General features: G+C 61.2%; 19 protein-coding genes. 7 read left to right on the top strand and 12 right to left on the bottom strand.

Annotated features, from left to right (window positions below; translation table 11 throughout):
• Positions 1-273: 273 nt before the first annotated feature.
• Together NPS58_RS11590 and NPS58_RS11585 are read left to right on the top strand one after the other, a co-directional pair.
• Positions 274-1,692 carry an OprD family outer membrane porin gene (locus NPS58_RS11590; protein ID WP_274115492.1) on the top strand — a complete coding sequence of 473 codons (1,419 nt, stop codon included), beginning with the start codon at positions 274-276 and terminating at the stop codon, positions 1,690-1,692.
• Positions 1,693-1,718: 26 nt separating this feature from the next.
• Positions 1,719-2,639, top strand: coding sequence for a SphA family protein (locus NPS58_RS11585; protein ID WP_274115491.1), 921 nt, complete (start codon positions 1,719-1,721; stop codon positions 2,637-2,639).
• Here NPS58_RS11585 and NPS58_RS11580 read toward each other — a convergent pair.
• From NPS58_RS11580 to NPS58_RS11570, 3 genes are all read right to left on the bottom strand, one after another.
• Positions 2,621-4,024: a PLP-dependent aminotransferase family protein gene (locus NPS58_RS11580; RefSeq protein WP_274115490.1), complete on the bottom strand. Its 1,404-nt coding sequence runs from the start codon at positions 4,022-4,024 to the stop codon at positions 2,621-2,623. The genes NPS58_RS11585 and NPS58_RS11580 overlap by 19 nt on opposite strands.
• Complete coding sequence (locus tag NPS58_RS11575; protein WP_274115489.1) at positions 4,021-5,472, bottom strand: hypothetical protein; 1,452 nt, start codon at positions 5,470-5,472, stop codon at positions 4,021-4,023. Before NPS58_RS11575 ends, NPS58_RS11580 begins: the two co-directional genes overlap by 4 nt.
• Before the next feature lie 504 nt (positions 5,473-5,976).
• Positions 5,977-6,999, bottom strand: a complete 1,023-nt coding sequence (locus NPS58_RS11570; protein WP_274115488.1) for a zinc-dependent alcohol dehydrogenase family protein — start codon at positions 6,997-6,999, stop codon at positions 5,977-5,979.
• Between the two features lie 199 nt (positions 7,000-7,198).
• Here NPS58_RS11570 and NPS58_RS11565 point away from each other — a divergent pair, with 199 nt between their 5' ends.
• The gene (locus tag NPS58_RS11565; protein ID WP_274115487.1) at positions 7,199-8,113 is read left to right on the top strand and encodes a LysR family transcriptional regulator; all 915 of its coding nucleotides are present in this window, start codon (positions 7,199-7,201) and stop codon (positions 8,111-8,113) included.
• Positions 8,114-8,388: 275 nt separating this feature from the next.
• A complete protein-coding gene (locus NPS58_RS11560; protein ID WP_274115486.1) occupies positions 8,389-10,332 on the top strand; it encodes a hypothetical protein in 1,944 nt (647 codons plus the stop codon).
• 64 nt (positions 10,333-10,396) lie between these two features.
• On the opposite strand, the gene NPS58_RS11555 is transcribed toward NPS58_RS11560, so the two are convergent.
• The 3 genes from NPS58_RS11555 to NPS58_RS11545 form a co-directional block, all read right to left on the bottom strand.
• The gene (locus tag NPS58_RS11555) at positions 10,397-11,215 is read right to left on the bottom strand and encodes an alpha/beta hydrolase family protein (RefSeq protein ID WP_274115485.1); all 819 of its coding nucleotides are present in this window, start codon (positions 11,213-11,215) and stop codon (positions 10,397-10,399) included.
• A gap of 112 nt (positions 11,216-11,327) precedes the next feature.
• Positions 11,328-14,402 (bottom strand): MexW/MexI family multidrug efflux RND transporter permease subunit, encoded by a 3,075-nt coding sequence (locus NPS58_RS11550; protein ID WP_274115484.1) that lies wholly within the window; start codon positions 14,400-14,402, stop codon positions 11,328-11,330.
• Positions 14,399-15,496: an efflux RND transporter periplasmic adaptor subunit gene (locus NPS58_RS11545; RefSeq protein ID WP_425313066.1), complete on the bottom strand. Its 1,098-nt coding sequence runs from the start codon at positions 15,494-15,496 to the stop codon at positions 14,399-14,401. The genes NPS58_RS11550 and NPS58_RS11545 overlap by 4 nt, the downstream gene beginning before the upstream one ends.
• Positions 15,497-15,620: 124 nt before the next feature.
• Between NPS58_RS11545 and soxR the strand changes: the two genes are divergently transcribed.
• Complete coding sequence (gene soxR / locus NPS58_RS11540; RefSeq protein WP_274115483.1) at positions 15,621-16,091, top strand: redox-sensitive transcriptional activator SoxR; 471 nt, start codon at positions 15,621-15,623, stop codon at positions 16,089-16,091.
• On the opposite strand, the gene NPS58_RS11535 is transcribed toward soxR, so the two are convergent.
• A complete protein-coding gene (locus tag NPS58_RS11535; RefSeq protein WP_274115482.1) occupies positions 16,084-16,665 on the bottom strand; it encodes a LysE family translocator in 582 nt (193 codons plus the stop codon). The genes soxR and NPS58_RS11535 overlap by 8 nt on opposite strands.
• Positions 16,666-16,835: 170 nt before the next feature.
• Here NPS58_RS11535 and NPS58_RS11530 point away from each other — a divergent pair, with 170 nt between their 5' ends.
• Entirely contained in the window at positions 16,836-17,264 is a 429-nt protein-coding gene (locus tag NPS58_RS11530) for an Lrp/AsnC family transcriptional regulator (protein WP_274115481.1), read from the top strand.
• Positions 17,265-17,337: 73 nt separating this feature from the next.
• Positions 17,338-17,829: a GNAT family N-acetyltransferase gene (locus tag NPS58_RS11525; protein ID WP_274115480.1), complete on the top strand. Its 492-nt coding sequence runs from the start codon at positions 17,338-17,340 to the stop codon at positions 17,827-17,829.
• A gap of 47 nt (positions 17,830-17,876) precedes the next feature.
• Here NPS58_RS11525 and NPS58_RS11520 read toward each other — a convergent pair whose 3' ends face one another.
• From NPS58_RS11520 to NPS58_RS11500, 5 genes are all read right to left on the bottom strand, one after another.
• Entirely contained in the window at positions 17,877-18,692 is an 816-nt protein-coding gene (locus NPS58_RS11520) for a helix-turn-helix transcriptional regulator (protein ID WP_274115479.1), read from the bottom strand.
• 53 nt (positions 18,693-18,745) lie between these two features.
• Complete coding sequence (locus NPS58_RS11515; RefSeq protein ID WP_274115478.1) at positions 18,746-20,164, bottom strand: aminotransferase; 1,419 nt, start codon at positions 20,162-20,164, stop codon at positions 18,746-18,748.
• Positions 20,165-20,200: 36 nt separating this feature from the next.
• The gene (locus NPS58_RS11510; RefSeq protein ID WP_274115477.1) at positions 20,201-21,304 is read right to left on the bottom strand and encodes a polyamine ABC transporter substrate-binding protein; all 1,104 of its coding nucleotides are present in this window, start codon (positions 21,302-21,304) and stop codon (positions 20,201-20,203) included.
• Between the two features lie 240 nt (positions 21,305-21,544).
• Positions 21,545-22,249 (bottom strand): NAD(P)H-dependent oxidoreductase, encoded by a 705-nt coding sequence (locus tag NPS58_RS11505; protein WP_274115476.1) that lies wholly within the window; start codon positions 22,247-22,249, stop codon positions 21,545-21,547.
• Positions 22,250-22,258: 9 nt separating this feature from the next.
• Positions 22,259-23,893: an ABC transporter ATP-binding protein gene (locus tag NPS58_RS11500; protein WP_274115475.1), complete on the bottom strand. Its 1,635-nt coding sequence runs from the start codon at positions 23,891-23,893 to the stop codon at positions 22,259-22,261.
• Between the last annotated feature and the right edge of the window lie 2 nt (positions 23,894-23,895).

Genomic DNA, 23,895 nt, shown 5'->3' with positions numbered 1-23,895 from the left:
CAACCTGGCTACCGACCATTGATCGGGCCATACCCGCCCCACGTCAGTCGGCGCCCTCCAAAGCCCCTGCTCGACTACTTTCAATGACACCGACGATGCCCTTGCACCGGCGCACCATCGTTCCATAAGAGGAACACAGAGGACCGAGCACACGGACTACCCCGGTTCAAGCAACCATCGCAGGCTAGCGGCATCAGCGCGCCACTTGCGAAGCACAATGACCTGGCGCCGTACCACTCCTGGGACAGCGCCAACATTCTGGGCTAAAGACCGATGAACCGAATCATCCCTTGTCGATCGCCACTAGTCCTCTTCAGCCTGGCGTGCGCCTCCACCGCCAGCCTGGCGGACAACGCCCTGGGCCAACGGGACAACATCAACCTGGACCTGACCCAGCGCCAGCATGCCGAACTGGCCATTGCGCCGGGCCTTGGCAGTGGATCGAGCCTCAACGGCCTGCTGCGCAACTACTACTTCGCTCGCGACAACCACCACACCCCGGCACGCCGTGACCAGCGTGAATGGGCGCAGGGCGTGCTGTTGTCGTTGCGCTCCGGCTACACCGACACCTTGGTCGGCATGGGCCTGGATGTGCATGGCTTCAGCGCCGTGAAGCTCGATGGTGGCGGCGGCAGCGGCGGTGCCGGGTTGATGCCACTGGACAACCGCGGCCGCCTGGAAGACGAGTTCTCTGCCGCCGGCGCCGCCTTGAAGTTCCGTGCCTTCGACAGCCTGCTCAAGGTTGGCGACCAGTTGCTGGAGAACCCGCTGATCGCCAGCGGCAGCAGTCGCCTGTTCCCCCAGAGCTATCGGGGGGTGACGGTGAAGAACTTCAGTATCGAGCGGGTGATGTTCGATGCCGGCTGGGTCGAGTCGACTCGACTGCGCAACCAGAGCGGCCACAGCGACTTGCAAAGTGCCTATGGCAACGGCAACCGCGCAGGGCTCGCGCCGGATCGCGAAAGCGCACACATGGGCTGGCTGGGCGCTACCTACGGAGCGGCCCAGGCGTTGAACCTGACCTGGTACAGCGGTCGCCTCCAGGACCTCTGGGACCAGCACTACCTGGGCCTGAGCCAGACTTTCAGCCTGCAGCACGAAATGCGCCTGACCCCGTACCTGCACTACTTCAAGACCCGCGACCAGGGACGCAGCCAACTGGGAAGTATCGACAACGATGCCTACAGCGCCGGCCTCACCCTGGCCCGAGGCACGCAATCGTTCAGCCTGGGCCTGCAAAAAATAGACAGCCGCACGCCCTTCGACTTTCTCGCCCAGAACGATCGAACCTTCCTGTACCTGAACAACGCCATGCAGTACGCCGACTTCAACGGCCCCGGCGAAAAATCCTGGAAGTTGCAATACCAGACCGCCCTGCAGGCCCTGGATGCTCCCAACCTGCAACTCAGTCTCGGCTACACCCGTGGCGAGGCCGACCTTACCCGGGTAGATCCGGCAAGCCCCGGCTATGGCTACATCTATAACCCCGATGGCAAGCACGCCAAGCACTGGGAACGGGACATCGCCCTGCGCTACGCGGTACCCGAAGGCCCGGCCAAGGGCTTGAACCTGACCCTGCGCTGGGCCAGCCATCGCCCGGGCGACGGCTACACCGCGCCCGGCAACACCCGTGGCAACGCCAGTGCCGACGAATACCGAGTGATCCTCGACTACCCCTTCAACCTGCTTTGATCGATACCAACATAAGAGACCCCTTCATGCGTGCAGCCCACCTGCCCTCCCTTGGCCTGCTCTGGCCCCTGTTGTGCCTTGAAGCCCAGGCCGACAGTGTCAGCCTGCCTCCCTTGCCCCTGGGCAATACCAGCTTCCTCGATGGCATCACCCTCCCCGGCACGTTGTTCGAGTTGCCTATCCAGTACAACCGCAGCAACCAGGCCGTCGATGCAGGCGGCCATTCGGTGCCGGGCCGCCAACGGGTGCGCAGTGCCACTGTGTTGCCGCACCTGGCCTATATCAGCGAACAGCGTATCGCCGGTGCCTACTACGGCGCAGAAGTGCTGTTGCCGCTGGTGCACCTGGACCTGGACATCGACAACGGACCGCGCGGCACCCGTACCCGCCAGGGCGACCTTGTGGTCAGCCCATTGCTGCTGCAATGGGACCCGGTAACGTTGTTTGGCCGCCCTTTCTGGCAACGCTTGAACTTCGTCTTCACCCTGCCCACCGGGGACTACGACAAGAACGCGCAGATCAATACCGGCAGCAACGTCTGGACCTTCAGCCCCCACTACGCCTTTACCTGGCTGGCCAGCGAGCGCCTGGAGTTCAGCGGGCGCCTCCACTATGCCTGGAACAGCCGTAACGACAGCCCCGCCGAAGGCCTGCAGGCTGATGACATCCAGCCGGGTGAAGCCGTGCACAGCAACTTCGCGGCGTCCTATGCCGTGGACGATCACTGGCGCGTGGGGCTGGCCGGCTACCACCTCAAGCAGATCGGTGCCGACCGGATCGACGGCCATCGCCAGCACGATTCCAAGGAACAGGTGTTCGGTTTTGGCCCCGGCGTGCGCTACAGCAGCGGCGGCCACAGCGTGTTCATCAACTATTACAGCGAGTCGGGAGCACGCAACCGTGCCGAGGGTGACCAACTGACCTTGCGCTACCTCCTGGCCTTCTGAGCCCGCTGCAGTTCCTGGTGCAACACACTCAAGCCCTCCTGCAGGTCGCCTTGCTGTCGAGAAGGCCACCCCAGGCGCATGTGCTGGCGAAAATGCCCCTGCAAGCTGAACAACTCGCCCGGTGCAATCACCAGGCCCTGATCGAGCAGGCGGTGGAACAGCGCCCGGGTATCCAGCGGTGCTCGCGCTTGCGCCCACACCGTCGCGCCCCCGGCCGGCATCTGGAAGTGCAACTGGTTGCCCAGTTGCACCTGCATCTGCCGGTGCAAGTGGGCCACCGACTCGCGCAGGTAGAGGCGCAGTTGCTCAAGATGCACATCGATTCGTCCCTTGGCATACAAGCGTGCCACGGCTTGCTGGCGCAACGGCGGCAATTGAAAGTCGCGGGCCAGAAACTCGCGCTGCAACGGCGCCTGGCAGTTGCGCGACAGCAGATAGGCATAAGGTGCCTCGGCGCCCACGGTACGCTCGAGCGAGGAAATCACTAGCAGGCGCTGGGGATCGACCAGCTCGCGCAGGCACTGTGCGGGACGGTCGAAACTCCATTCGAAATCCAGGTCGTTTTCCAGCAGCCACACACCGTGGCGCACTAACAGCTCGGCGATGCCCTGACGCTGCTCGTCTGACACCACGCTGCCCTGGGGGCAATTCAAATGAGAGGCCATCATCACCATGCGCACCGCCCCTGTGCCGAGCACCGCGGCCAGTTGCTCGAGGTCCACCTCGCCACGCTCCCCAAGGGGCAGCTCGAGGACCTGAAGGCCGGCGGATTTCAGGATCCGCAACAGTCGCCAGGAACACGGGGTGGTGACCAGTACCCTGCAGCCATGCAGCTCCAGCGCCGCCACCAGCATGTCGACCAAGGCGCGCAAGTCGCCCGCCAGGTACACGTCCTCGGCGCTCCAGTACAACTGCGCCGAACGGGTGTAGCGGGCCGCCAATGCCGTGCGCAGTTCCAGTTCCCCGCAGGGATGCACGCTTGCCACTGGCCGAGGATACTGGCGCAACAACTGACGCTCCGTACCCAGCAGCGTTGCCTCCAGCGAGGGTAATGTCTGCCCCCGGCCGCTGCTGAGCACCAGCATCCGCGGACGGTTGGCGTGATGCTGCAGGTCATGCAGCAAGTCGCCCCCGGTACCCGTCCGCATGCCACTCTCCGGGCCACAGGCAAAGTAACCGGACTTGGGCACCGACTGTACCCGCCCTTCATGTTCGAGCAGCGAATAGGCGTACTGGACCGTCGAGATCGACACATTCAGGCGCTGGGCCAGGTCGCGCAACGAAGGCAACCTGCAGTAGCTGCCCGGTGCCATCTGGGCAATCAGCTCTAGCAGGTAGCGATAGACCGCCTGGTAGGCAAATCGGCTGTTGTTCTCGTGCTTCATCCATGCACGCCAGGCTGCTCGTCCCTGGCCAGGCCCAGGTTCGGCGCACGTACCTGCAGGTGCCGCAGGTCTGCGCCGCGACACTGCAACCCGAACAACAGCCCCTCGGCCACCGCCTCCTGGCGGTAGAGCCTCTGCAGGTGTGTCATCGGCAGGCCGCTGATGTCCACCAACCATTGCGCCACAGGCTCGGGGGCTGGCTCTGCGCGCAGGGCCTTGTGCAAATAGGGCAACGCCACGAGCATGCCGGGATGACATCGATGCAGGAACAACTCCAGGCGTCGCCCCTGGGCCACAATGGGACCGAACACCAGGCACACCAGCTGCGCATCGCTCAGCCCGTAGTGCTTGAGGGCAAAGGCGATGGCCTCGGCGCGCCACTGTTTCAAGGCATCCCGCTGCCGGCGCGCCGGCGCATTGGCCAGCAAGGCACTGTACAGCCCGTTGCGCGGCATCAGCGCGCGCACCTGGCGCAAATGGTCCTCCACGCCCTCGGCATAACTGCTGTTGCACATAAACTCGGCACGCAGGCCTTGCAAATGTGCCAACAGCATCGGGTTGGCCAGGCCGGTACGCGGCGAGGCAAACACCTGGTCATCCACACGAAAGCCCAGGAAGCCATCGAGTCGCTCACCCGGCGAATCGCGATCCGACACCAGGTCATCGATCGTGACAAAGCGCAATGCTGGCCGGCCAGGGTCGATCTCATGGGGCTGCGCCTGCAGGCGCCCGTGCAGTTGATCCAGGTAACGCTGGCGCAATGCGCTGAGCCCGTGCAGCAAGGTACTGGCACAGGCATGCAGTGGACGCGCGCCCAACAACTTCGCCTGGCGCAGCGCCCGGCGGCTCCAGGCCAGAAAGCGCTTGCGATCCGATAGCGTGTCGGCGCTGATCACCGCATCCACCCCACCCTCCCAATGCGACGCCAGGTAAGCGAGCTCAGCCAGGTACAGGTAGCCGTGGCTGGCAAAGTTGACGGTTGCCCTCGGGTCATCCAGGACGTGCCCACACAACAGCCACTCCTGGCGTTCGGCTAGTTGCTGGTCGAGCGAGGGCAGGCGGCGACTGTCAAAGGGTAGTGGCTGGCGATCGTCGAGGACCAGCAGCTCGATGCGCGGGTCGTCGTACAGGAATAGCGCCGAGAAGCTCCCGTCAAGGTTTGCCCGTGCCGTGGCACTCATTCCAGCCTGCCAGGCGGTGACGATGCGCAGTTGAAAGGTCCCGGGGGAGCGGGCGGCGATGCTCAATTGCGCAGCCCTCAGGCAGGCCAGGGCGTGGGTGGATGCTCGGCTGGCATCGAACACGAACATAAGGCGCATGCCTTTTACGCGTTCAATTCCGCCGGCCGAGACGATCAATCGCTGGACCAACAACTGCAATGAGGCTCGCTGCGCCTGCGACAAATGCTCGAGCAAGCGTTGCAACACTTGCTGATAGATATATTGCATGGCTTGTTCGTGAATACTGCCCATAACACCACCTGAATACCCGTAACAGCCGACCGAAAGTTATCGCGACCGCTAATTTTCCAACTAGAAGCCCCAGAGCAACAACTTAAAGCCTTAGGAAACTTCCCACGCTCGCTTAAGACGTCGAATCATCCTGTTTAGTCGCATGGCCCGTCGTAATCGCCCAGCCTCGCCGCTACCAGTCGCTCTACCCACACTCCGCATGATCATCACTCACTCCCTGAGCACACATTGACCCGCTATTATCGAGCGTTGACAGATGATTAAAAGATACAGAACAGGTTAAAAAACCCGTGCAGTTTCGTTCACTCAGTGGTTAATTTACACACAGCACCCGTACACTTTTTCGAAGTCCTTAAACATAAAGTAAGTACTCGACACATGCAGACTAAAGTTGCGTTTGAAACTTCCTAAAACCTGCAGGAAAACTCCCACAAAAAAGCCCGAGCAATACTCGGGCTTTTTACGGAGCGGGCGTCAGCTTCAAATGCTGGGCAGTTCTAGCACCAACCGGCCGCCACACGGACACTCATCCATATACCGATGGGCCTCGACCACACGCTCGAACGGATACACCTTGATGATCTGGGGCGTCAGCAGTTTGTCGGCGGTGAACTGGTTGATATCGCGCAGCGCCCGTTGCAGCGCCACCTGATCCTGGCAGATGCCCAGTTCAGGCTTGCCGGTGAAGTTTCCGATGCAATGCACAAAGAACTGGATGTTCTTCTGGAACGCGGCGCAAGCCGGGAACGGCGTCTGGTTGCCGCCCTGCAGGCCGTACAGTACCAGGCTGCCACGCGGCGCCAGGACATCACCGAGCAAGGACATCTGCGGGCCACCCAGGCCATCGAGGACCATGTCGACGCCACGGTTGTCGGTGTACTTGTTGATCTGCATGAGCAGATCCTGTTCCTCGGTGACGATGACTTTGTCGGCACCCAGCGAGAGCAGGTAATCGCGCTCATCGGCCTCCTTGGTGGCGGCGAACACCTTCAGGCCCAGCGCCTTGCCCATCTGCACGAAGGCCGGCCCGGCGCAATGGCTGGCGTCGGTCACCAGGGCAGTCTGGCCGGCCTTGGCCCGCGCCAGGTCGACGAAGGCAAAATAGGCTATCAGCAGCGGCGTGTAATGAACGCTGGCCTCGATGGGGGTGAGTATCTCGGGGTAAAGGGTTACAGCGTTGCGCGGCAAGACGATGACTTCACCGTACACCGGGTGGTCATTGGCGCTGCAGGCCGGAAAGCTGGCTACCTTGTCACCCACCACCAGGTCCTCGACGCCCTCGCCCACTGCCGTGACCACGCCCGCCATCTCATGACCCATGCCGGCCGGCAATCGCGCCTGGGACGGTGCCAGGTTCTGGCGCCAGAGCACGTCATACCAACTGATACCAATGGCCTGGACGCGGATCTGCACCTCGCCGGCGGCCGGCTGCGACTCGGCCTGCTCTTCGATCTTGAGCACCTCGGCCGGGCCGAACTTGTGGAAACGGATCATGCGGGACATCGCAAACCTCGCCTAGTGAAACTCTATTACCCTGAACTCTATCCGGGCTTTTACGGTTAGACCATCAGTGGCCATTAATAGTCAACATGCCTGTCATTGATTGAGGGTAATGCCGCCTGCCTCAAATTATGCGGTGCAGGGTAGCAGCCTTTCCCCGTAAGATTCACCCCTGCCCCAACCGTCCAGTGAAGCCGAGCCGATGAACCGTAACGACTTGCGTCGCGTCGACCTGAACCTGCTGATCGTCTTCGAGACCCTGATGCACGAGCGCAGCGTGACCCGCGCTGCAGAAAAACTGTTCCTCGGCCAGCCCGCCATCAGTGCCGCACTTTCGCGCTTGCGCAACCTGTTCGACGACCCGCTGTTCGTACGCACCGGGCGCAGCATGGAGCCCTCGGCACGGGCGATGGAAATCTTCGCCCTGCTCTCGCCGGCGCTGGACTCCATCTCCACCGCCGTCAGCCGCGCCGCCGACTTCGATCCTGCCACGAGTACCGCCGTGTTTCGCATCGGCCTATCGGACGATGCCGAGTTCGCCCTGCTGCCGCAGTTGCTCAAGCGCGTGCGTGCCGAAGCCCCGGGCATCGTCCTGGTGGTACGCCGGGTCAACTACCTGCTGATGCCGGCGCTACTGGCCAGTGGGGAGATCTCGGTAGGCGTGAGCTGGACCAACGACCTGCCCGCCAACGCCAAGCGCAAGGTGCTGCGGCGCAGCAAACCCAAGGTGCTGCGTGCCGACAGCATGCCGGGGAGCCTGAGCCTGGACGACTTCTGCGCCCGGCCTCACGCGCTGGTGTCATTTGCCGGCGACCTGGGGGGCTTCATGGACGAGATCCTGGAAAAACTCGGGCGCAAGCGCCATGTGGTGCTGGCGGTACCCCAGTTCAACGGCCTGGGCAGCTTGCTGTCGGGCACCGATATCCTTGCCACCGTACCCGACTACACCGCTGAAGCGCTGACCGCAGCGGGTGGTTTGCGCGCCGAGGATCCCCCGCTTGAGGTGCAGAGCTTCGAGTTGCACATGGCTTGGCGGGGGTCGCAGGATAACGACCCAGGGGAGAGGTGGTTGCGGTCGAGGATTCAGATGTTCTTTGGGGATCCGGATAGTCTTTGAGCCCATTCCAGATCCACCCGCGCAAGGTTGTTCGAGCTCACTACTCCGGACGTTGAAGTCGTCGATGCGGCGAACAACGCGAAAGCTCATCAAAAATAGTTGTCACTCACCTTGAATGCGATAATGGCACTTTGATACCGTTGGTTCTTTCAAGTTTTGGCTGGTGCAAATTGAACTCGAGAGAACCCGGCGCAACCGAACACAGCTGCGCCGCAGAAGACAACGATGTCCCGCGTTGCGATGCTGGCACTCGACGAAAACTGCCCAGAATCAAATTGATCGATGAGGTCCGTGCTCCGATTAACCACAGGCCTCATCACTCATCCGAAAAGCCTGTAAATACCGGTAAAAAATACAGGCCCGAGGTTGTCGTAGGAACCGCGTTCGGAACAAACGAAACCAGTAATCTGTATTCCGACCAGGTCCGGTTCAATGCCAGTGGCGGTCACGGCTTTGCAGCAGAGCAAGGCAATCACCTCATCGACAGAATCAACCTGAAGAAAGCCAGAATCATCGGCGACGACAACGCCTTGAACGGCGCCGACCGAATCATCGATGGCGTAAAAATCCAATCCAAATACTGTGCGACCGGTGGGCGGTGTATCTCCAGCTGCTATGACAAGGCTGGAAACTTTCGCTACCTCCACAATGGCAAGGCCATGCAGATCGAAGTGCCGTCTGACAAATACGAAGATGCACTCAAATCTGTCAGGGCGCGTATCGAAGCTGGAAAGATCCCTGGATACACCGATCCGAATGACGCAGACAAGGTTGTTCGCAAGGGGCATCTCACCTACAAACAGGCCGTTAACATCGCCAAATTTGGAACCGTCGAAAGCATCACCTTCGATGCGGTGAATGGCATCAAAGTCGGAGTTGCGGCAGGCTCACTGTCCGCTGCAGTAGCGTTCGCCCAAGGCATCTGGTCAGGACAGCCTCCTGCTGTCGCCCTGAAAAACGCCGCGTGGGCTGGCCTGAAAGTGGGTGGCAGCGCACTTGCTATCAGCGTGATTTCCAGCCAGCTGGGGCGAACTGCCTTCGAGCAGGCGTTTCGCGAAATGAGCAAGGCATTCGTTGAAAAACTGAGCCCAAGATTGGTGTCCGCCCTGGTCAAGTCCATGACGGGGAAAATGCTTACCGGCGCTGCCGCGACCAACACGCTGGCCAAGCTGCTGCGCGGCAATATGGTCAGTCTGGTGGTATCAACTGTTGTGCTATCGACAGGCGATATCATACGAGCCTGTCGAGGACGTATTTCCAAACTGCAGTTCGCCAAGAATGTAACCAGCACTGCCAGTAGCGTCGGAGGTGGATACGCCGGCTTCACTAGCGGCGCACTGGCCGGAACTGCCTGCTTTCCGGGCCCAGGCACGCTTATTGGCGGTATCGTCGGGGCCATCGGTGGCAGTTTGGCCGCAGGCTACTTGACCAGTTCGGTGATGGACAACCTGATCACCGACGACGCAGTAGCCCTTCAAGCCTTGTTTGAAATGCAGTTAGTGAAGGTTGCCAAAGACTACTTGCTGTTGAGTGATGAAATCGAAGACATCGTCAGCCTGCTGGATGAAGATGGGCTGCCCGACTTCTTCATGCAGGCACACGCCATGGGCGATGCAGGCCGAGCCGAGTTCATGAGCCAGCGGCTTGAGGGTTATGCCCAGGTAGCCTTGAAGTTGCGTGCGACAATTGGAGCACCGTCGGACGATGAGCTGATACAGCAACAAGCCCGGATCATCGGTGAACTGAGTGCCGCAGAATACAATGGCGAACTGCCAATGAGTTCGGACACAGCCGAACTGACCGCCACCTTCGCAGAGGTATTTACAGATTTTTTGAAGGTAGAAGGCGTCAAGTCCGAATCGATCATTTGGGGCGAAGAACTCGTCACCACCAGAGGCTTGAAAAAGCTTGGCAACGCGCTTAATTCGTTTGGCCGAATTGAAGATGGGGCACCGATAGATGCCGTCATCGCCGTTATCGATACAACCAAACTGGGCACTGCAACCGATGGAATCATCCTGACCAACGAGTCCATGTGGATCAAGCCGTTGTTCAGCGACGCCTACAAAGTCGACTATCACGCACTACCGTCGACTACACGAGTTGGCGATGAACACCTGGAAATCAATGACTGCGTGCCCATTTGCTTGTCATCCAAGGAGCTTCGGACTGATATGCGCAGGATTTTGCGCCTGATCAAAGGGCATTTCCGACTTTAGTATTCCTCCAATCCAGTTGGTGAAAAAGCTTTCCACACAGCCCCGGCAAGAGAACCACCATCATTCAACCATTAGGCAAGTACGCATCCAAAAACCCCACCACCCTCTCTCTATACTCATCAGGGTTTGCTGCAAACACGTGAGTATGAGCACCTTTGGGTGCTTGCCAAAAGAAGGCGCTGGTTTTCTTATCCAGCGCTTCCCATAGCAGTTTCCCATCCTTTACGGGAGTGAACTCATCCTCATCGCTATAGATCAGCAGGGTTGCAGGGCTGCCTACCAGGTTTTGTGCAGCGTTCGTTGGGCGTAACCCAAGCTCACCAGCGGGATAGACAAGCCTGGATAGCTGTATGCCGAGTTTAGGGATCGGGTAGCGCGACCAGAAGTGTAGAAGTGTCGGGAATGCAGACTCGAGTACGGCTGCCTTGAAGGGGTGCGTCGGCTGTGCCATGGCGCACACTGACATGGCAGCGCCCATGGATGAGCCAAACACCGCAATTGGCAAGCCAGGATACTGACGCTCCAGTGTTTGCCCTGCTGCCAGCACATCCAGCGGGAAGTCCATGGTGGTAGACGTGCTTTCGCCGAAGCCATTCAAGTCGAGCACCATAATATGGTAGCCGGCCTCACGTAACAGTTCAGCGTGCCCATATTTCATCCAGAACCCCTTGGCGATAGTGCCCATGGGGTGGACCATCAATACGGCGCCTTTGGCGGTGGGGGTGTGTGCAGCCGCCAATAAAGCCGAGAGGCGTGCACCGGACTGACTTGCAATGTTGAAGCGCGCCCATTGTGTTTGATCAACCGACTCTGGCCATCGCCACGGTTTTGAGAACCGACCAAAGAACGGTTTTTTAAACAACTTATAAAATGTATTTTTCACGCGCAAATCCTTTTTAAGTGCAAACACCAAGGTTATTGACAGGTCCTTCTGTGTGGCACATTAGGACTCCGGCGCATTGGCCGAACAATCGCCATAACTGACTTTCGAGAAGCTATAGCTGCCACTGCGCTTGGCTCAGTTGTTGTTTGCGCGAGCTATTCACACGATGATCGCGTGCCAGCCAGCAATAGACTGTAGGGAGCACGAACAAGGTGAACACTGTACCCACCAACATGCCGCAGACAATAACCACACCCAGGCCAAAGCGGCTGTTGGCACCGGCACCACTGGCAAACAACAATGGTGCGACGCCGAAGGTCATCGCCGCCGTGGTCATCAGCACCGGACGCAGCCGAATTTGCGCCGCACGGATGATCGCCGCGGTCCGATCGAGGTTCTCCCGCACCTGGATTTCGTTGGCGAATTCCACCATCAAGATGCCGTGCTTGCTGATCAGGCCGATCAAGGTGACCAGTCCGATCTGCGTATAGATGTTGAGCGTGGCCCAGCCCAGTACCAATGGCAGCAGCGCGCCACAGATGGACAACGGCACGGTGACCAGGATGATCAACGGATCGACCAGGCTTTCGTACTGGGCGGCGAGTACCAGGTAGATCACCACCATCGCGGCGAGAAACGCCAACACCAGCGCATTACCCTCCTGTACATATTGGCGCGACTCCGATAGCCAGTCGTGGCTGAACCCAGGTGGCAGCTGCTCGGCAAGCGCTTGCAGAAACGCCACGGCCTGCCCCTGTGAAACTCCGGGCGCGGGAATGGCCTGCAGGGTGCTGGCGTTCTGTTGGTCGAACTGCAACAGCCGGTTTGGTGCTACAGCCATGTTCAGACTGACCACGGTAGACAACGGGATGAGTTCGCCGGTATCGGTGCGTACATATTGCCGGGCCAGTGCCTCAGGCGTCAGGCGCTGATCGCGGGTACTTTGCGGAATCACATCATAGGAGCGCCCATACAAGGCGAAGCGGTTGATGTACTGCTCCCCCACCAGTACCGCCAGGGCATCGCCGATGTCTTGCATGCCAATGCCCAGGCTCGCGGCCTTGGCGCGGTCGACACTGACGTTGAGTACCGGGTTGTTGTAGTCCAGGTCACTGTCGACGACGGCGAACAGGCCACTGCTGCGGGCCTGCTGCTTTAGGGTTTCCATGGCCTGGTAGAGCACCGGGTAGTCCTGCGCGCTGCGCAGAACCATCTGCACCGGCAAACCACCACTGGAACCCGGTAGCGACGCCACCTGGAAGGCAAAGATGCTACTGCCCTCGACATCGCCCACGGCTTGCTGCAACTCGGCCTGGACCTGATCGGCCGAGCGCTCGCGCGCCTCCCACAAGCTGAGGTTGATACCGCCAAAACTCGCCGCCGGCCCATCGGTGCCATTGATGATCCAGGTATCGGTGGTTTCCGGCAGACGCTTCATGACCTGGTCGAGCTTGCTGGCAAAACGCTCCACGTAGTCGAGGTTGGCGTACTGGGGTGACTTGATCGCCGTGAGTACCGCTGCCTGATCCTCCGGCGGCGCCAGCTCGCGTTTGGGCAGCAGGTACAGCCACGGCAGGCTCAGACAGACCAGTAGCACTACCGCAGCACTGATCCAGCGCCGTGACAATGAACGGGCCAGCCCCCTCCCGTAAGCGGCCGACAAGGCTGCGAACACCCTCGCTGCCCACCGGCCCAGGCGCCCTTCCTGTTGCCCGCTCTGTAGCAGCAGCGAGCTCATCACCGGCGACAGGGTCAGCGCGATAACGCCTGACACGATCACCGCCCCTGCCAGGGTAAGGGCAAACTCGCGGAACAATGTGCCCGTCAGGCCGCCGATCAAGCCGATGGGAGCATACACGGCCGCGAGCGTCAGCGTCATGGCGATCACCGGCCCGGCGATCTCGCGGGCCCCCACCAACGCTGCAGCCACGGGTGACAGTCCCGCTTCGATGTGGCGGTGTACGTTCTCCACCACCACAATGGCATCGTCCACCACCAGGCCGATGGCCAGCACCATCGCCAACAGCGTCAGCAAGTTGATACTGAAGCCAAAGAGCAGCATCAGTCCGGTTGCACCCAGCAACGACAGCGGGATCGCCAGCACCGGGATCGCCACGCTACGCACAGACCCCAGGCACAGCCAGATCACCAGAACGACGATCAGCACCGCCTCCAGCAGCGTCGTCATCACCTCTTCGATCGAGGCCTCGATAAAACGCGCGGTCTCATAGGCCAAGGCCACCTTCACCCCGGGTGGCAGGGTTTGCTGGATCTGCGGCAGCAGTTGCCGGATGCCGTCGACAATTACCAACGGGTTGCCAGCAGGCGTGGGATACAACCCAAGGTGCACCGCCGGCTCACCGTTCATCGAAGCACTGGTGCGGGTTGCCGAGGCACCTAGCTCGACGGTCCCGATATCGCGCAGACGCACCAGCGCAGTGCCATCGTTGCGAACAACCATCTCACGGAAGGTCTCGACGCTCGCCAGGTCGGTGTCGATGCTGATGTCGGCCAGCACGTACTGCCCGTGCACCTGGCCGGGGGTAGCCTGATAGTTGTTGCGGCGCACAGCTTGCGCGACATCGGCTGCGGTAACGCCCCGCCCGGCCATTCGGTCGCTGTCCAGCCACAGGCGCATCGCCAGGTTCTGGCCGCCAAAGCGCTGTACCTTGGCGACGCCTTCGATGCCGGCGAACTGCGGCTCCACCACGCGCGACAGGTAGTCGCTCAACTCGGGAATAGACAATGTCTCACTGGCAAACCCGACATAGGCGACAGCGGTGGAGTCGCCTGCAGACAGCTCGACCACCGGGTCGTAGGCATCGTCGGGCAACCGATAGCGCACCTGGTTGACCTTGGCCATAGCCTCGGTCAAAGCCTGGGTCGAATCGCGGTTCAGGGCCATGCGCAGGGTCACAAGGCTGCGCCCTTGTACCGACGATGACGACAGGTAGTCGATACCTTCGACCGAAGAAACCGCCTGGGTGATCGGTTGGGTCACAAAGCCCTGCATCAGTTCGGCAGAGGCGCCGGGGTACTCGGTACTGATGGTGATGGTCGAGCTTTCCAGCAGCGGATACTGACGCACCGGCAGTTTGCCCAGGGCGAACAGGCCCATGAGCACGATAAGGCTGCTGACCACCAAGGCGAGCACCGGTCGGCGAACGAAGATGTCAGTGAACTTCACGAGGCGCGACTCCCGGCCGTAGCCTGCAGGCTGTCCTCGTCTGCCACTTCGACTGGCATTCCATCACTGAGTTTGAGTTGGCCCGAAACCACCACCTGGTCGCCTGCCTTCAACCCCGAGGTGATCTCCACCTGCCCCTTCCAGCGCTCCCCCGTGGTGACCTGGATGCGACTGACCGTCAGGCTGTTGTTCTTGTCCGCGATCGCCAGGAATACGGTTTGCCCATAGGCGGTGTAGGTCACCGCGGTTTCCGGCACCGCCATGACCATCGTCGGCACCGCTGCGGCCAGTCTCACGCTGGCGTACATGCCGGCCTGCAGCTCGCCACCCGGGTTGGCAAGCGATGCTTGGACCTCGACCGAACGCGACTTGCCGATCATGGGGTCGATGGCATTGACCTGGGCAACCAGGGCTCGATGGGGCAAGGCGTCGACACTCAACTCAACGGCCTGGCCGATGCGAAGATCAGCGGCAGCCTTTTCATGCAGCGTGAAATTCACATGCAGGTGACTGGCGTCTACCAGGCTGACGACCGCCTCGCCTGCCTGCACATACTGGCCTTGATGCACACGGCGAATGCCGGCTTTTCCTGTAAAGGGCGCACGGATGGCCTTTTGCGCAATCAGCGCGTCGATCTTCTGCAGCTCACCCTTGGCGATCTCGAGCGCCGCGGTGGCGTTGTCGAGCACTTCCTGGGAGACGGCATTTTTCGCCCGCAGCTTTTGCGAGCGTTGAAACAACGTCCGGGCATTCACCAGCACAGCCTGCAAGCGCAAGCGCTCCGCTTGCTCGGGCGCATCATTGAGCTGTACCAGCAACTGCCCTGCCTTGACCGCCTGGCCAGACTTGAAGGCGATTTGAGTGATGCGCCCCGGCGTTTCTGCCGCCACGTGCACTTGGTGGGTCGCCTCCAGCTCTCCTGCTGCGAAAGCCTCGCGTGGCGCCTCCGTGCGCATGACTGTGGCCAGCGCCACTTTAGTCAAGGGCCATGCCGTCATTGCCCGGGCTGAAGAGTCCCTTGCGGGCTGCGCGATGACGATGGCCAATACCCCCAGCACCACGACACCCGCGCTCAACAACATCCGTTTGCCCATGCTCTGGCTCCATTCGATTGTGGTGTGCCCACCGCACGGTGGGTTGCGCTCCGGCGGTGGAAATCTGTTGCAGGAAAGTTCGGGCGAGACTATAAAACCCCAACTTAACTTGAGGTCAACAGGCGTGGCAGTTGAACAGAATCTTGATGGCCTGCGGTCGCTCTCGGTTGGCGAAGTTGCCAGGCGCAGCGGTGTTGCGGTCTCTACCCTGCACTTCTACGAATCGAAAGGATTGATCGCCAGCACGCGCAGTGCCGGGAACCAACGACGATATCCCGCCCTGGTACTGCGCAGCATCGCCATCATCAAAGTGGCGCAGCGCACCGGCATCCCGCTCGAGGAGATCAAGCGCGCGCTGGGCCGCTACCCCCCGAACAGCAAACTGAGTGCTGCACAATGGCGCGAAATGTCATCGGCCTGGCGAGAAAGTCTCAATGCCAGGATCAGAACACTGGAGGCCTTGCGCGACAGCCTCGACAACTGCATCGGTTGCGGTTGCCTGTCGCTGGAGGATTGCCCGCTGCGCAACCCCGGCGACGCCTTGGGCAAGGACGGACCGGGGCCGAGAATCCTCGAAGATGCCGGTATTACCTGATGGGTCCTGCAGCGGCTTGATACAGAAGCAGTGCTGCAAAGGCCATGAGCAAGAACGCCGACGCATAGTCAATGCCTCTCAGCCATGTCGGCGGCAGCCGCTTTACCAGGAGTGAACAGACGCCAGCGAGCACCGCCCACCAAAGTGCAGAGCCAAGGAACACCCCGGCGACCAGCCACAGACCAGAGCTGCTGACCGCCTGGCCGACACCCAGTCCGGCAAAAAGCGTTACAAAGCCCAGAATGGTCATCGGGTTGGATAACGTCAGCACACAGGTCGTCGAGTACATACCCCAAACGCTCCGCGCACTGGATGAAGCAGCGGTGATACCGGCTTTTTTCCGTATCGTCTTCCAAGCCAGATAGGCACAGAAAACTGCCCCTGGCATGCTGAGGTAACCGCTGTCGTCAATGACACTGAGTACTCCAGCAAGTCCAAACAGCGCCGCTACAGCAAAAAGGGCGTCAGCGGTCGCCGCGCCCATGCCGGTGAAAAACCCTGCTCGGAATCCACCTTTCAAGGTGTTCTGGATACTGAGCAGTCCTATCGGACCGACCGGAGCGGCAATGGCCAAGCCGAGTAACATTCCTTTGAGTAGCATGGCGGGGTTCTCGATGGGTGGGATAAGCTAGTTTCAATGGCTTGCCACCTTGCGAACCATGTCGATTCGACGTTTTTACAGGCATCTTTCTTAACGATTCACTCTTTTTGAAGACCCCCATGAGCGAACGATCCTTGGACCGCATGGACAAGCGTCTATTGACCGAACTGCAGACCGACGCCCGGCTGAGTTTTGCCGAGTTGGGGCGACGTGCAGGCTTGTCGACACCCGCCACTGCCGAACGGGTACGCAAACTGGAAGAGCGCGGCGTGTTGCGCGGCTATCGAGCGGAAATCGACAGCCACGCAATTGGCTATCCCGTCACCGCCTTCATCCGCCTGCATGTTCCGGCGCAAAGCTATGCCAAGGTGCTTGCAGTGCTGGAGAACCTGCCAGAGGTACGCGAAGCTCACCATGTAACCGGTGATGCGTCATTCGTACTCAAGGTGGTTGCGCAATCATTGATGGCGCTCGAAACCTTGATTGCATCGTTTGATGCGTTTGGCAGTACGGAAACTTCAGTGGTGCTTTCGACGCGGCTGGCCGTTCGTGGGTTGCCTATTGAGGTGTGAGGGAGCGAGCGTAGCGCCGTGCGTGATGGACTGCCATGGGCCCGCTCCCGCAGGTCCCATGCAAAGGATAAACATGACACTGGAATTCAAGCGTCTCACCGAAATCGGGCTGGCAGACATCGTATCGCTCAACAACAACCCCAGTGTGTTGCGACAAATGCCGCTGGGCGGCGCACATTTCGATGACGTTACAGCCCTGGAATGGGTCAATCAAAAAGATGCCCAGTGGGAGCAGTACGGGTATGGTCCATGGGCATTTCTGATCGACCAGCAATTCGCTGGCTGGGGCGGCCTGCAGTACGAGGACGGCGATGCAGACCTGGCGTTAGTGCTTCATCCCACCTTCTGGGGGAGTGGGAGGGCCATTTATGAAGAGATCGTTGAACGTGCCTTCACCGAGATGGGGTTCTCTTCCATCACGATCCTGCTCCCGCCCACCAGGACAAGGATCAAAGGAATCTTCAGGCTGGGGTTTCAGGCAGACGGCGAAGTCGATATTGAGGGTGTCCGTTTTTTGCGCTTTCGCCTTTACGCTCCCGGCATTGCAGTTGACTCAAACTGCTGAGGCCAGCCTTTGGCAACTGACCGCTCTGGGTCGACCGCGATTGCCCTTCAAATCCGCCGCAACCAGCCAATGAACTGGGCAAACAACTCCGATTGCGAATTGATCTCCAGCTTCAGGTACAGGTTCTTGCGGTGCATCCGCACCGTCTCCGGCGAGATCCCCAGTTCATGGGCAGTGGACTTCACCGAATGGCCCTGCAACACCATCTGCGCCACTTCCCGCTCGCGCTCGGTCAGTACCCCGCAGCCAAAGCTGTCGAACGCCGCCTGTACATTCCCCTTGCCTTCCGGCTCCTGCGCCAGGCCGTGCCGGGCATAGCGCTTGAGCAGCTCGCGAACCATCGGCTCCACTGCCTGCAACAGGTGCAGTTGCTGCACCCCCAGGCGCGCGCCGCTGCACCCCTGGAACAGGCTCAGGGAAATTTTGCTGTCATTGCCCAGGTCGACGATGAAGTAGCTGTCCTCGCTGCACCCGGTCCCCAGGTAATAAGTCTTGTAGTAGTCGCTGTCGAAAAAATCGTCCGGGGCGATGTCTTCCAGGTGGTAGAAACCCTGCGCCAACCCCTTCTGCACAGCCAGGCAGAACGGATCGAGCAAGTAGCCCGCGGCGAAATAGCGCTCCAGCACCGCCTCGTGGTAGCGGTCCGGTATGCCCTGCTGATACAGCAGCTGCGGCGGGCAGCCCTTGCGTTCGAGGCTGATCAGCATCGACTCGGCGCCCACCAGTTGGCTGAGCGCCGCCGCCAGCCAGGCCAGCGCGTCCGGGCCCTCGCTATGCTCGACAGCCTGTTGCAGCGCGCCGTGCCATTGCTGCAAGGCATGAAACGGCAGGTTTATTGTGGTGTTTTCAAGTGCTCGGCTCATGCCCCGCAGTCTACCGGCCGGGGCACGGGCGCGCACCTTTGCGTGCAGGTCGCTCATTGGCCGTGATACAACCCCTGCTCGCTCAGCTCCCGCGCCGCATCGAGGATGCAGCTGCGCAGGGTGTCGACGATCTGGTCCACCTGGGCATGGGTGATGATCAGCGGCGGCGACATCACGTTCAGGTGCATGATCGGGCGCACCAGCAGCCCTTTGTCCTGGGCCCGCCGGTGGATGCGCTCACCGATGTTCACCTCGTCCGGGAATAGCGCCTTGGTCCGCTTGTTGGCCACGAACTCGACGCAGGCCATAAGCCTCATGCAGCGCACCTGGCCCACCAGCGGCAACTCCGCCAGGGTTTGCAGGCGCTGCTCCAGGTAGCTGCCGACATCATTCACATGGGCCAGCAGGTTTTCCCGCTCGATGATCTCGATGTTCTTCAGCGCCGCCACGCAGCACACCGGATGCCCGCTGTAGGTGAAGCCGTGGGTGAAGCAACGGCTCTTGCCCGGTTCGGCGATCACCTTCCAGATACGTTCGGAGAAGATGCAGGCGCCCAGCGGCAGGTAGGCAGAAGTGAGGCCCTTGGCGGTGGTAATGATGTCCGGGGTGACGCCGAACAGCGCCTCGGAGGCGAAGAAGGTACCCAGCCGACCGAACGAGGTCACCACCTCGTCGGCGACGAAGAGGATGTCGTAGGTCTGGCACACCTGCCACATGCGCTGGAAATAACCTTCTGGCGGAATGATCACCCCGCCCGAGCCCATGATCGGCTCGGCGAAGAAGGCCGCGACGTTGTCCGCGCCCAGGGAGAGAATCTTGTCCTCGAATTCGGCCACCAGGAAGTCGAGGAACTCGGCTTCGTCCAGGTCGTGCGCCGCCCGGTAGAAGTTGGGGTTGGAGACGTGGTGGATCAGGTCGTTGGCGTAGTCGAACTCCGGCACCCGGTCGGCGGCCTTGTTGCCGATCGACATGGTCAGGCAGGTAGAGCCGTGATAGGCGTTGTAGCGGGCGATCACGTGCTTCTTGTGGGGTTTCCCACGGCAGTTCTGGTAGTACTGGATCAGCCGGTAGGCGGTGTCCACTGCAGTGGAGCCGCCGGTGGTGAGGAACACGTGGTTGAGGTCGCCAGGAGCGAGGCGGGCGAGCTTCTCGCACAGTTCGATGGCCTTGGGGTTGGCCATGTCCGAGAACGGATTGGAATAGGCCAGTTGGCGGACCTGGTCGGCGATGGCCAGGGCCATTTCCTCGCGGCCCAGGCCGATGTTGGTGCACCACATGCCGCCGACGGCATCGAGGAAGCGATTGCCCTGGGTATCTTGGATGTACGCGCCTTCGCCGGCCTCGATGTTCAGTGCACCCTGCTCGGCGTGCTCGTCGAACATGTGGTAGCCGTGCATGTAGTGGGCCTTGTCGGCCTTGACCAGTTGATCGTCGAGCGCAGTGGTGGCTAATGTGCGAGTCGGGGTAGCCATGAGCGGTTCCTTATCGGATCGGTTCGGTGAAAGGTGTCAGATGCCGGTCTTGACCGTGCTCCAGACCCGGGTGATGGCGCGCATGGCCTGGGGGTCCTGGGACTGCTGGGTGAACAGCCGCTCACGGGTGTGGTCGTCGGGGTAGATCGCCGGGTCGTTACGGATGTCGGCCTGCACCAATGGCGTGGCGGCGGCGTTGCTGTTGGCGTAGTGGATGTAGTTGGTCACCTCGGCCATGGTCTTGGGCTGCAGCAAGTACTCGATGAAGCGGTGGGCGTTGGCCACGTGGGGGGCGTCGGCAGGCAGGTAAAGGCTGTCGAACCAGATCAGCGAGCCTTCCTTGGGAATGAAGAACGCCAGGTTGATGTCTTTTTTCGCTTCCACGGCGCGGGCCTGGGCGGTGGCGTAGTCGCCGGACCAGGTCAGGGCCATGCATACGTCGCCGTTGGGCAGGCTGGTGAGGTAGTTCACCGAGTCGAATTTCTTGATGTAGGGGCGGATGCCCATGAGTACGTCCTGGGCGGCCTTGAGGTCTGCCGGCCTGGCGCTTTGCGGGTCCTTGCCGAGGTACTTGAGGGCCAGCGGGATGACTTCGCTGGGGGCGTCCATCACGGTCACGCCGCAATCGGCGAAGCGCGAGACGATCTTCGGGTCGAAAAGCATGGCGAGGGAGCCGATGGGCGCGTCGGGCATGCGCTGCTTGATCTTGTCGACGTTGTAGGTGATGCCGGAACTACCCCAGGTGTAGGGCGCCGAGTAGAGCATGCCGGGGTCGAAGGCTTGCATGTCCTGCAGTACCTGTGGGTCGAGGTTGGCCCAGCCAGGAAGCTTGGACTTGTCCAGCGGCTGGAACACCTTGGCCTTTATCAGCGGCGGGACCAGGGAGGCGTTGAGCATCACCAGGTCGTAGCCGGAGCGGCCGGTGAGGAGTTTGGTCTGGACCGTTTCGTAGCCGTCGAAGGTGTCGTAGATCACCTTGATGCCGGTTTGCTTTTCAAAATCGGCGAGGGTGTTTTCGCCGATGTAGTCGGTCCAGTTGTACAACCTGAGCGTGTTGCCGGTGTCCGCCTCGGTGGCCAGGGCGGCCGTGGCGGTACAGGACAACAACACACTGCAAATCACCTTCAATGCCTTGCGCATAGCAACTCCATCGTGTGATCAGGATCGGCTCGGGCGAGCTGATGGAGCTACTATCGAGGGATTGGGAGGTGGGGGCCATACCCCGAATGGGTGTGTATGGGAGCCAGGGTTACGACCGTTGCGCGGTCGCAATTCAGGCAACACCGAAGGTGTTGGCTGCACTGGCCATCGCGGGGCAAGTCCGTTCCTACAGGTGGGAGCTGGCCCGCCCGCGATGTGGCCGGTGTGCGGCAGAGGCGATCAGCGCGCCAGCGGGTACAGCGCCTCATCGAACTGGTCCAGCCGCGGGAATGCCAGCGGCAGATCATCCGACAACTGTTCCAGCCGCTGCTGATAACTGCGCAGGAACTCCTTGCGTGCCTCATCGGTGATATACGGCACATGCCACGCCACAAACGGCTCCAGCACCTCGAAGCCGACATACGCCAAGGTCCCGCGCAGAATCGGGCGCAGCATGTCCTCCAGTGGTCCATGGATCGCCCCTTCCCCGAACATGTGCTCGCGCCCGCCAAGGGTCACGGTCACCAGCGCCCGCTTCCCGGCCAACCCGCCCTGGTCGTAGAAACGCTTGCCGCCGTAGCACACCCCCGACACCAGCACCCGGTCGATCCAGCCCTTGAGCATCGCCGGCGCCGAGAACCAGAAGATCGGGAAGTTCAGCACCAGCAGGTCCGCCCACAGCAGCTTGTCCAGCTCCTGCTGGATATCCGGCGCGATGGACCCGCTCTTCACCCCCAGCCGCTGCTCCAGCGCATAGACCAGATACTCCGGGTTCTCCCGGTGGCTGAAGTCATCAGCACTGGCCACCGGGTTCCAGCCCATCGCATACAGGTCACTCACCTGCACCTCATGGCCCTGGGCACGGAAGGTTTGCACCGCCTGGTCTCGCAGCGCGGCAGTGAAGGAGTGAGGCTCGGGATGAGCGTGAACGATCAGGACTTTCATGGGCAATCCTCAAACAGTTGCCAAGGGAGAAGTGGAGTTGCGTGTCGCCAGCAAGCGGTCGAGCCAGTCCGGGTCCATCTCCGGCTCGCAGGAGAACAGCAACCCGGTGTAGTCACGGTACGGCGGCCGGAAGATCGCCTCGCGGCTGCCATGGTCGACCACCCGCCCACGCTGCATCACCAGCACTTCGTCGGCGATGGCGCGCACAGTAGCCACGTCGTGGGTGATGAACAGGTAGGCCACGCCCAACTCGCGCTGGATGCGGTCGAGCAGTTTCAGCACGCCCTCGGCCACCAGCTGGTCGAGCGCCGAGGTCACTTCGTCGCAGATGATCAGTTGTGGCTCGGCCGCCAACGCGCGGGCGATGCAGACCCGCTGCTTTTGCCCGCCGGACAGTTCGCGCGGCAGGCGATCCATGTACTTGGCCGGCTCCAGGTCGATCATCCGCAGCAGCTCGGCGACGCGCTCGCGCAGCGCCTTGCCCTTAAGGCCCAGGTAGAAACCAAGCGGCCGGCCAATGATGTCGACGATGCGCTGGCGTGGGTTGAGCGCCGTGTCGGGGATCTGGTAGATCATCTGGATACGCCGCAGCTGCTCTTTGCTGCGCTGGCGATAGTCGGCTGGCAACGACTCGCCGTCATACAGCACCTGGCCCGAGGTGGGTTGCAGCAAGCCGCTGATCAACCGCGCCGTGGTGCTCTTGCCGCTCCCCGACTCGCCGATCACCGCCAGGGTCTGGCCGCGATACAGCTTCAGCGAGACATCGTGCAGCACCGGCTGATGGCCATAGCGGGCATCGGCATTGCGCACTTCCAGCAGCGGCTTCTCATGGCTCGGGCAAGCCTTGGCCGAGGTATGGAAGTTGCGCACCGCCCACAGCGACTGGGTGTATGCCTGCTGCGGCGCGCTGAGCATGGTACGGGTCTGCGCCTCCTCCACCAGGCTACCGTGGCGCAGCACCATGATCCGGTCGGCCATCTGCGCCACCACCGCCAGGTCATGGCTGATGTAGAGTGCGGCACTGCCGAAGGTCTTCACCGCATCGCGGATCGCCGCCAGCACTTCGATCTGGGTGGTGACGTCCAGCGCCGTGGTCGGTTCGTCGAAGATGATCAGGTCCGGATGGCAGGCCATGGCCATCGCCGTCATCACCCGCTGCAACTGGCCGCCGGACAGCTGGTGCGGATACCGCTGGCCGATGTGCTCGGGGTCCGGCAAGCGCAGGATGCGGTACAGCTCCACTGCCTCGGCTTCGGCCCTGGCGCGGTCGATGCCGCCGTTGATCACCGCCGTTTCCACGTGCTGGTCGATCAGCCGGTGCGCGGGGTTGAACGAAGCTGCCGCGCTCTGGGCGACGTAGGCGATGCGCAGGCCGCGCAGCTTGCGCAGGGTCTGGGCGCTGGATTCGAGCAGCGCGATGCCATCGAAGCACACGCTGCCACCGGTAATCCGGCAGCCGTCACGCACATAGCCCATGGCGGCCAGGCCCAGAGTCGACTTACCGGCCCCGGATTCGCCGATCAACCCCAGCACTTCACCCCGCTTGAGGGTCAGGTCGATGCCCTTGATCAGCGGGTGCCAGGCATTTTCATAGTGGCCTTCGATGTGCAGGCCACGGATTTCCAGCAAGGTATCGTTACTCATGC

Origin of the sequence: Pseudomonas putida (assembly GCF_028682455.1) — a bacterium.
GTDB lineage: Bacteria > Pseudomonadota > Gammaproteobacteria > Pseudomonadales > Pseudomonadaceae > Aquipseudomonas > Aquipseudomonas putida_AA.
This window is presented reverse-complemented; position numbering and strand designations above follow the sequence as displayed.